The organism is Acidimicrobiales bacterium (assembly GCA_036273495.1).
In the GTDB taxonomy this organism is placed as follows: domain Bacteria; phylum Actinomycetota; class Acidimicrobiia; order Acidimicrobiales; family JAJPHE01; genus DASSEU01.
Window position 1 is genome coordinate 1 of record DASUHN010000153.1, and the last position, 4,143, is coordinate 4,143.

Annotated in this window: 5 protein-coding genes; all 5 read right to left on the reverse strand. The window is 72.5% G+C overall.

The genetic code is table 11. The features are described 5' to 3' along the window. Window positions 1-693, reverse strand: a 693-nt coding sequence (truB, locus tag VFW24_06505) for a tRNA pseudouridine(55) synthase TruB (GenBank protein HEX5266406.1), incomplete at its 3' end; no start/stop codon positions are given. A gap of 10 nt (window positions 694-703) precedes the next feature. Further along, window positions 704-1,681, reverse strand: a complete 978-nt coding sequence (locus VFW24_06510) for a bifunctional oligoribonuclease/PAP phosphatase NrnA (protein HEX5266407.1) — start codon at window positions 1,679-1,681, stop codon at window positions 704-706. After that, window positions 1,678-2,043, reverse strand: a complete 366-nt coding sequence (locus tag VFW24_06515; protein HEX5266408.1) for a ribosome-binding factor A — start codon at window positions 2,041-2,043, stop codon at window positions 1,678-1,680. The genes VFW24_06510 and VFW24_06515 overlap by 4 nt, the downstream gene beginning before the upstream one ends. 46 nt (window positions 2,044-2,089) lie before the next feature. Beyond that, window positions 2,090-2,461: a DUF503 domain-containing protein gene (locus tag VFW24_06520; GenBank protein HEX5266409.1), complete on the reverse strand. Its 372-nt coding sequence runs from the start codon at window positions 2,459-2,461 to the stop codon at window positions 2,090-2,092. Next, a partial coding sequence (gene infB, locus VFW24_06525) for a translation initiation factor IF-2 (GenBank protein ID HEX5266410.1) occupies window positions 2,374-4,143 on the reverse strand: 1,770 nt, incomplete at its 5' end. The genes VFW24_06520 and infB, both read right to left, overlap by 88 nt.

Genomic DNA, 4,143 nt, shown 5'->3' on the forward strand with positions numbered 1-4,143 from the left:
GACCACCTGATCGAGGAACGACACCGCCCCGGCCGCGGGCCGGACGGCGTCGGGGGTCACGTCGTCCAGCGGGACGGCGTCGGCCACCAGGAACGGCCCGGTGGCCACCCGCCGGAGGCGGAGGAGGTGGGCGCCGCCCCCCAGGGCCCGGCCCAGGTCGTCGACGAGGGACCGGACGTAGGTCCCCGACGAGCACGCCACCTCGAAGCGGTACACGGGGCCGCCGGCGAGGCCGACGCTGAAGCGGTCGACGACCACGGACCGGGCGGGCCGGTCCACGGTGCGCCCCTCCCGGGCCAGCTGATGGAGGCGGCGGCCCCCCACCTGGACGGCCGACACCATCGGCGGGACCTGCTGCTGGGGGCCGGTGAGGCGCCCGGCGGCGGCGGCCACCTCCGCCGGCCCGACCCGGCTCATGTCCCAGGTCCCGGTCACCTCCCCGGAGGCGTCGAGGGTGGAGGTGGCGGTGCCGAGGACCAGCTCCCCCTCGTAGGCCTTCGGCAGGGCGGTCAGGAAGCGGAGGAGCCGGGTGGCCCGCCCCACCCCGATCAGCAGCAACCCGGTGGCGTCCGGGTCGAGGGTGCCGCCGTGGCCGACCCGGCGCTCCCCGATCAGCTTGCGGCAGCGCGCCACCACGTCGTGGGAGGTCCACCCCGCCGGCTTGTCGACGGGCAGCCAGCCGTCCCGGGCCACCGGCCGGCGCTCAGCCGCTGGCGGCCACGGCCCGGCGGACGGCTTCGGCCGCCTCGCGTACGGTCCCGTGCCACACGAACCCCGAGGCGAACCGGTGCCCCCCGCCGCCGAGGGCTATGGCCACGGCGCCGACGTCGGTCTCGTCGACGGAGCGCAGCGACACCCGGACCCCTTCCGGGGACTCCTTGGCCACCATCGCCACCCGGGCCTCGGCGGTCCGGCGGACCAGGTCGATGAGTCCCTCGGTCTCGTCCAGGCCGACCCCGTGGCGGGCCAGGTCCTCCTGGGTCACCCAGGCGAAGACCATTCCGGTGTCGGCGTCGAGCTCCGCTCGGGCCAGGACGTCGGACACGAGCCGCAGGTAGGTGAAGCGGTGCTTCTCGAACAGCTCCCGGGTCATGAAGGCGATCGGGAGCTCGAACCCGGCCAGCTCCTCGGCCAGGGCAAAGACCTCCGGCGTCGTGTTCGAGTACTGGAACCTCCCGGTGTCGGTGACCAGGCCGGTGTAGATGCACAGCGCCGCGTCCCGGTTCAGCGCCCACCCCAGCCGGCGGGCCAGGGTCCGCACGATCACGGCCGTGGCGGCGGCGTCGGGGTCGATGACGTTGATCGACCCGTACCGCGTGTTGCTGGCGTGGTGATCCACGACGATCAGCTCACCGGCGGCCCGGGCGGCGGGCACCAGCGAGCCGAGCCGGTCGATCGACCCGCTGTCGAAGGTCACCATCACCTCGGGGGCGTCCGGGAAGTCGGCGGCCTTGGTGACCGAGTCGAGCCCGGGCAGGAAGGCGTAGTGCGGCGCCACCTGCTGGGGCTCGGGCCACGACACCAGCGTCGGCCGCCCGTGGGCGCCGGCCAGGTGGTGCATGGCGAACATCGATCCGAGGGCGTCACCGTCGGGCCAGACGTGGCAGGCCAGGGCCACGAGCGAGGCCCCCTCGATGGCGGCCACGGCCCGGTCCAGCGCCTCGTCGACGTCGGCGCTCACCGGTCCTCCTCCCCCCCGGCGCCGGAGATCCGGCGGAGGGCGTCCTCGATGGCCGCGCCCTGCACGACCGCGGGATCCACGTCGAAGCTCAGCCGGGGGGTGCGCTTCATCGTCGTCTGGCGCGCGACCGCCGCCTGCAGCTCGACCCGGTGCTCCTCCAGCAGCGTCCGCGACCCCTCGGTGAGGGAGCTGAGCCACACGGTGGCATGACGGAGATCGGGCTCGACCGTCACGCCGGTCACGGTCAGCAGGTCCCCGCCGGCGTCGCTGAGCCATTCGATCTCCTCGGCCAGGACCTCCTTGAGCACCTGGTTCAGGCGGAAGACGCGGGGGTAGCGGTGCTGTCCCTCCGTCCCGCCCACCCGGCCACCTCCTGCGCGGCCGCGGCCTCTCCGCCCCGGCACTGCGTCAGCTCTCCATCTCCAGCCAGCCCCGCTCGGTGCTGATGACCTCGACGTCGGGCCGCGACCACACGAAGCGCTCGACCTCGTTCAGGATCTCCTCGGCGTGGCCGGGAGTCGACGAGACCGTGGCCATTCCCAGGCACGCCCGTTGCCACTGGTCCTGGTGGTCCACCTCGGCGGCCGAGACGGAGAAGCGCTGGCGGGCCCGCTCGAGGATCGGCTTGACCAGGGCCCGCTTGGACTTGAGCGACCGGCTCTCGGGCAGCCGCAGCTCGACCCTGAGCGCCGCTACGTGCGTGGGATCTCCCTTTCCTCGTACGTCTCGATCACGTCCCCGCGGTGCAGGTCCTGGAAGTCCGACAGCCCGATGCCGCACTCGAAGCCCGACTGCACCTCACGCGCGTCGTCCTTGAAGCGGCGCAGGGAGGTGATGGTCCCCTTCCAGATGACCACGCCCTCCCGGAGGAAGCGGACGCGCGAGCCGCGCGTGATGGTGCCGCTGCGCACGTAGCAACCCGCCACCGCGCCGACGCGGGGCACCCGGAAGATCTCGCGCACCTCGGCCTCGCCGGTGACGACCTCCTCGTACTCGGGGGCCAGCATGCCGACCATGGCGGCCTCGATGTCCTCGATGATCTTGTAGATGATCTCGTAGGTCCGGATCTCGACGTTGGTGGCCTCGGCCAGCTCGCGTGCCTTGCGGTCGGGCCGGACGTTGAAACCGATGATCGTTGCGTTCGACGCCGCCGCCAGCTGCACGTCGTTCTCGGTGATCCCGCCGACGGCGCGGTGCACGAACGACGGCCGGACCTCGTCGCGCTCCAGCTTGCGCAGCGCCTCGGTCAGGGCCTCGAGAGAACCCTGCACGTCGGCCTTCAGGATCAGGTTGAGGGTGGTGGACTCACCCCGCTGGATCTGCTCGAAGATGTCCTCGAGCCGGGCGCCGGTGGCGCTCGGTGTCGGGGCGTAACCGGCCGAGCGGAAGCGCTGCTCGCGCGCCTCCCCGATGGTGCGGGCGGTGCCGAGGTCGGTCGTGACCCGGAACTCGTCCCCGGCGCGCGGGACGTCGCTGAAACCGAGCACCAGCACGGGCATGGAGGGCGGCGCCTCCTTGATGTTCTCACCCTTGTCGTCCACCAGAGCCCGCACCCGGCCCCAGGCGGCTCCGGCCACGATCGTGTCGCCTACGCGGAGGGTCCCCTTCTCCACCAGCACGGTGGCCACCGGGCCCCGGCCCACGTCGAGGTTGGCCTCGAGGACCACGCCGCGGGCCCGCCCCTCGGGGTTGGCGGTGAGCTCCTCCACGTCGGCCAGCAGGAGCAGCTGCTCGAGCAGGTCGTCGATCCCTAGGTTCTCCAGGGCCGATATCTCGACCATGATCGTGTCCCCGCCCCACGCCTCGGGCACCAGCCCCTGCTCGGACAGCTGTTGCATGACCCGGGTGGGATCCGCGTTGGCCCGGTCGATCTTGTTGATGGCCACGACGATGGGGACCTCGGCCGCCTTGGCGTGGTTCAGCGCCTCCACGGTCTGGGGCATGACCCCGTCGTCGGCCGCCACGACCAGCACGGCGATGTCGGTGACCTGGGCCCCCCGGGCGCGCATGGCCGTGAACGCCTCGTGGCCCGGGGTGTCGATGAACGTGATGAGGCGACCGTCGCGCTCGATCTGGTAGGCCCCGATGTGCTGGGTGATCCCCCCCGCCTCGCCGGCCACCACGTTGGTCTGGCGGATGCGGTCGAGAAGCAGGGTCTTGCCGTGGTCGACGTGGCCCATGACCGTGATGACGGGCGGCCGCGGCCGCTGGAGCGACTCGTCGTCCTCCGACTCGTCCTCGAAGTACCGGGCCTGGAGCTCGGCCTCCTTCTCCTCGCCCGGGTCGACCAGGCGCACCTTGGCCCCGACCTCGGCCGCGAACAGCTCGATCATCTCGTCCGACAGCGACTGGGTGGCGGTGACCATCTCCCCCTGGAGCAGGAGGAAGCGCACCACGTCTCCGGCGGAGCGGTACAGCCTGGGACCGAGGTCCTGGGCCGTAGAGCCCCGCTCGATGATGAC